This is a genomic window from Streptomyces corallincola (assembly GCF_019104725.1).
In the GTDB taxonomy this organism is placed as follows: domain Bacteria; phylum Actinomycetota; class Actinomycetes; order Streptomycetales; family Streptomycetaceae; genus Streptomyces; species Streptomyces corallincola.
Genome location: NZ_JAHRXF010000102.1, coordinates 1 through 472, shown reverse-complemented (window position 1 = coordinate 472; position 472 = coordinate 1). Strand labels below are relative to the sequence as shown.

The 472-nt window shown below is 66.5% G+C and carries 1 pseudogene; it reads left to right on the top strand.

From position 1 onward, the window contains the following. A pseudogene (locus KUM39_RS27960) lies at positions 1–472 on the top strand (FdhF/YdeP family oxidoreductase); the annotation flags it as partial.

Genomic DNA, 472 nt, shown 5'->3' with positions numbered 1-472 from the left:
GACGGCTCTCGCCGAGGCGTACAAGCGGGGTGCCGAGGTCGTGCACATCAACCCGTTCATCGAGGCCGCGTCGCGCCGGACGATCATCCCGCACGACTTCAAGGACATGGCCGCCTTCCACTCCACCCGCACCGGCACGCTGAACCTCCAGGTGCGTATCGGCGGGGACATGGCGCTGATGCGGGGTATCGCCAAGGCGGTACTGGAGCAGTCGAAGACCGACCCGAAGGCGCTCGACCACGAGTTCATCGAGCGGTACACCAACGGGTTCGAGGCGTACCGCAAGCTCTGCGAGGACACGCCCTGGGAGGAGCTGGAGCGTCAGTCCGGCATCTCGCGCGCGGACATCCTGCGGACGGCACGGATCTACCGGGACGCGGATCGCAGCATCATCAGCTGGTGTCTGGGGGTGACGCAGCACGAGCACGGGGTGGACGCGATCCGGGAGATCGTGAACGTCCTTCTGCTGCGT